4 protein-coding genes are annotated in these 4813 nt (G+C 60.5%); all 4 read right to left on the bottom strand.

Features of this window, described 5'->3' with window-relative positions:
* Window positions 1–183: 183 nt before the first annotated feature.
* Entirely contained in the window at window positions 184–2043 is a 1860-nt protein-coding gene (locus ABYO54_RS14155) for an IS1634 family transposase (RefSeq protein ID WP_372808897.1), read from the bottom strand.
* Window positions 2044–2263: 220 nt separating this feature from the next.
* On the bottom strand, window positions 2264–2521 hold the full coding sequence (locus ABYO54_RS14150; RefSeq protein ID WP_372808896.1) for a hypothetical protein: 258 nt from the start codon (window positions 2519–2521) through the stop codon (window positions 2264–2266).
* A gap of 303 nt (window positions 2522–2824) precedes the next feature.
* Window positions 2825–4042: a DUF1566 domain-containing protein gene (locus ABYO54_RS14145; RefSeq protein ID WP_372808895.1), complete on the bottom strand. Its 1218-nt coding sequence runs from the start codon at window positions 4040–4042 to the stop codon at window positions 2825–2827.
* 318 nt (window positions 4043–4360) lie between these two features.
* On the bottom strand, window positions 4361–4813 hold a 453-nt coding region (locus ABYO54_RS14140; protein ID WP_372808894.1), incomplete at its 5' end, for a hypothetical protein.

Here is a 4813-nt window from a genome sequence, read left to right as displayed (position 1 = left end):
CCGACTTCCTGACCGACACCATCATCCACGACAAGCCCGGCGGACCGTTGACCTGAAACGCGGGGGCGACGGAGCCGGGCACGCACCGGCTCAACAATCCACCGTCCCAACCATGCCCTAACCCAACTTCCGCGGCACTAAAAATAGTTCGTTCTTCCGCAAGGTCTTACGCGGATGCGGTCACTACATTTTCGCGCATCCCTCCGTTTTGTAGGTATGGCGGCGGATCGGCAGGGCGGTCCAGTCGATGCCGAGCAGCGCATAGATGAGTTTCTGGACGGGATTGGGGCGGCCGGGTTTGCGCAGGTGGTGTTCGAGGCCGTCGGCGTCGGGGACGATGAGGGAGGTGTAGCCGTGGGTGTCGAGCCGTCGCCTCAGGGTGCGCCAGGTGCAGTCGTAGCCGGAGAGTTTGAGGGAGTGCTCGATCCAGCGCAGCAGGTGGTAGGCGAGTACGGTGATCCAGATGTGGGCGCGGCAGCGGTCGGCGAGCTGGTGGTGGAAGGGGTGGAGGCCGAGGTCGCTTTTCATGCTGCGGAAGGCGTCCTCGACGCGGACGAGGGTGATGTAGAGCTGCCACAGTTGCTGGTCCTTGAGTTCGAGGGTGCTGCGCAGGTGGTAGCATCCGTGCAGGTCGCGCGAGGTATCCCATTCGGTTTCTTTCCGGTGCCAGTCGAGGTGTTGGGTTTCGGGGTCGTAGTTGATGGTGTAGAGCCGGGAGGCACGGGTGGTTCGGCTGAGGAGCCGTCCGATGGCGCGGTTGACGAGCGCGGGGCTTTCGTCGAGCTTGAGCCGTTTGTCGTTGCGGATGATCCGGGCCTGCAGGACTTCGAGTCCTTCGATGAGCTTGCGCTCGGCGTTGTCCACGATGGCGTCTTCTTTTTGTTTGCGCCCGGCGCTGCGGCAGAGGACGACGGTTTCGGCGCCAGTGGATATTCGGCGGACGAATACGGGTTGTTTTTCGCCGGCCTTGCCGCGGCCTTCGACGCGCCGGAAGCTGTCGATGTCGAGGAAGTCGTCGGCGAAGTCGGCGCGGGAGCGGCGCTTGCCGTTGACGATGTAGTCGTAGCCGCGTTCGCGCAACGCGTCGAGGTTGGCCTGGCTGGCCATGCCGCCATCGACGATGACAACGGGCTTGGCCTCGCCTTCGGCGATGTGTTCGAGATCGGCGACGGCATCGAGCAGGGTTTTGCAGTCGCTGATGTTCCCCGCGAAAACCTTGTGCCGGATGATGAACCCCTCCGCGTCGAGCACGATCCCCACCGAGATGAGCGGGCAGTCGGATCGCTTTTCCTTGGAGGCGACGCTCCGGCGGGCGAGCGGGTTGAGTGCGCCGCTCCCCTCGAAATAACTATTGGTCAGGTCGTAGAGCAGGATGGTCCGGTCGAGGTTGAACAGGTCGCGCTCCTTGCGGCGCAGGTGGGCTTCAAGCTCCGGCATCCCTTTGAGCAGCTTGTCGCCGATGCGGTAGAAGCGGTCTTCCGCCCACCCTTCGGTGTGCAGGCCGAACAGGTCTCCGAGCGCGGTCGTTGCGATCCAGTTGGGCAGCTCGTTTTCACTGGACGGTTCGATCAGCCGGTTGAACACAACGGCTTTGGCCGTGGCGAGCTGTTCATCCGAAAAGCCCTGCTCCTTGAGAACCGGATCGAGTCCGAGCGATTCCCATGCCCGCAGCAGAACCAAAGACGGGCCGAGGCGTACTCCGTTTTCGTGCTCGATTCCGTCGATATGGATCGGAGCGACGCTACATGCAGGCAACGCGGGGATCTCCCTCCGGAAAGCCGATGACAGGTGCCCGGCCTCCTCCATCCGTTCGAGAACCCGCCCGACCCAGTATTCAATGACCGGCTCTTCCGAAAGCAGCTGCTCATATCCGGCCATGCGCCGGGAAAGTTCCGCCGCCACCCGCTTGCGGTGTTCGTCCGGCACCGGGCATCCGCCCAGCGACACAACCACCCGCTGGCAAACCTTCCCCTCGGCATTGCGGTGGTTTTCAACCAACTGCAGCACCCGGGTCTTCCGCGATTTCTTTTCCCTGAAAAACATAGCCGCCCTCCGTTCATCAACACAGGAAGACTACTTCGCCGCCCCCAGGGAAAAACAGGAAAAATCCGCCATGCAGTCACTACGGAAGACGCCGCAGAATACGAATCCTTGCCGTTCAAGGAGTTACAAAAACCAGCGCCATTGCGCCGAATTCATCGGATTCGTCGCACTGCGTTGAAAACAAGCGTGTTGCGAAATCCAGTGCCTGGAAATCTTTATTTTAGGCCGCGGAAGTTGGGTTAACGTTCGCCGTTCCGCCCACGCCGAAAAAGAAATAGCCGTGCGAGCCGTAGATATCGTCCCCGTTGAGATCGAAAGACTTTCCGGTTCCGAACGTACGGAACCCGGTCGCGTTCGCACCGCTTTCATGGAAGCCCGCGGTGCCGCCACCTGCGGGCAGTGCAACCGTGGGTGCGGCGTGTGCCGCGCCGGAAAGTCCCAGCGCCAAAGCCATTCCTGTTATACCTGCTATCTTCATTCTGCTCTCCTTATTCCTATTTATTGTTTAAAAAACCCCAACAGCACGGCCTCTCTGCCAGTCTGGCAAGGGGAGGGTCCTTCACGATTTATCAACTTATTAAAGTACAGCAGTTCCGCCGTCTGCCTATAGTCATTTATACCTATGCCCGCCCCGTTTTCTCCCCGTGCGCGGCTCCGCCGCTTAAGCCCCAGTCGGCGGCCACCACCGCAAAGCGATCCACTTCGTCAATGGACTTCCTGGTCACCGGCTCACCTTGTTGAACGGAGCATTGCAGACGCATGGGGGGCTGTTGCGGGGAGACTATTCTACAAGCACGCGATAGAAGGCCGCGTCGGCGGTGCCGTCCAGCAGGTAGGTATTGGTCGGCGCGGTGGTGGCAATGCCGCTCTCTACCGTCGTGAAACCGTTGGTGAGATTGGTCGACATTTCCAAGGTGTAGGTGCGGTCCAGCTCGCTGACCCACGAAATGGATTCAACGCTGTTTGAACCGGAAAAGCCCGCAAGATGGAAATAGGAGTCCTCCTCGGTCGGGATGGTTCCGGCGGTGCACTCATCTTCATTGGATACGCCGTCGCCGTCGGAATCGGCCTTGGCCCCCATGGCGGTGGCGTCGGAGGCATAGTTATATTCATACCAGTCGGTCAGACCATCGCCGTCGGTGTCGGCATCCGGCCCGTCGGCACCGCCGCGCACGCAGCGCACGAAGTTGTAGACGCGGGCGGCATCGCCCTGGGGCGCATCGGTCTGATAGTAACCGCCGCCGAGGCCGTCCAAGCTTGCTGCATAGGTGAAGTCGGTCGTATTTTCGCTGAGCACGCCGCTTTTCGGGTCGCTGCGCTGGCAGCCGGCGCCGTGGACATCGGTCCATGCCGAGTCTTCATATCCCATGGCACGGCCAAAGGCGATATAGGCGGCCCATTCGGCATTCTCCCAGTTTTCGTGGGTGGTTCCGCTCCAGTACCAGGGAAAGTCCGCCTCATTGTTTTCGTTGGTGATGCCGGTACCGCTGAAGATCGGATCGATTGCGGCGGAAGCGGTGGTGCCCGGCGAACGGGTGTAGTCGACGAGCCCCTGAAGCTCCTTGGCGGTCGGCAGGCGCCAGTCGCGGTAACCGCCGAGTTCGAGGCCTTCGGCGTAGGCCAGCGCCTCTTCCCAATTGAGGCCTTCGAGACTGTCGGACTGCTGCCACATCAGGCCGGTGGCGTTGTCGATCACGATCTCCGCGCCGACCGGCTCGAAGTCGTTTACCCCGTACATTTCGTTGCCGCGGCAGAACATCGCGGAGAAGGTTTTGTCGCTGCCATAAAATTCGAGTTCATAGCCTTTAATGCGGCCGTCGGCAAAGTTTACCCCGAACAGCTTATCCTCCCCGTCGACGTAGAGCGCGGTAGATCCATACTGCGCGTCAATGATGCGTTCATCGTTGTCGGTGTCGCCATAGGCAAAATCAAAGACATCGTTGTCGATAAACGGGATCAGGCCGGAGGTGTCGGTGCTTTCATAACCGCTGGGATCCATGCCGCTCCAAGGGCGGCGTGCGTCGAACCGATGGAAAAGCCCCGACGGATGCGTTGCACATCCATGGGCAGGTGGTTTCGCCATCGTGGCCAATCGCCTGCTGAAACCGAGTTGGCCAGGCCTTCGGGAGGCTGCTCCATAACGGGCTTCGCAGAGCGATCGAGCGGTGACCCTTGGCAATCGCCAGGGTTGCCGAAATACGTCGCCAGCCAGCCCCAGAATCGCACAGGACGATCTCCACCACGGAACACACGGAATCGGAAGATTGGATTGTTTCCGTGTGTTTAGTGGATTCCGTGGTTCATCCGAAGGTTCGAATTAGTCTTGCTGGATCATGAGTTGGATAAACCTTTCCGGCAAATCGATTTCGTAGCGGTTGGTCACCGGCTCGTAGCCATCGACCGCCGGGCCGACGATAATTTGATCCGCGGAATTGGTGAAGGAGACGGAACCCAGCAGGTTCGTCGAATCGATCACCCAATAGGATAAACCCTCCGCAGCATAGTCCGAGCGGCGGTAATGGATGTAGTCGAACCAGGTCGTTCCCTCCTCAACCACCACTTCTGCCCAATCCCGGGAACCGGCGTCCGAAAGGGTCGGATCCATGCCCAACGCATATTCGGCCAGATTGTTATAGCCGTCACCGGCGCCGCCGTTCTCCAAATCGGCGCCCACGAGCGCGGCCACCCCGCTCAAGCCCCAGTCGGAGGCCCACTCCGCAAAGCGATCCACTTCGTCGATGGATGTGGCGCTGCCGTGCAAGACCAACTT

The sequence above is a fragment of the Pontiella sp. genome (assembly GCF_041622395.1).
GTDB lineage: Bacteria > Verrucomicrobiota > Kiritimatiellia > Kiritimatiellales > Pontiellaceae > Pontiella.
Note: the sequence above shows the minus strand (reverse complement) of the source record. Positions and strands in the feature narration are given on the sequence as shown.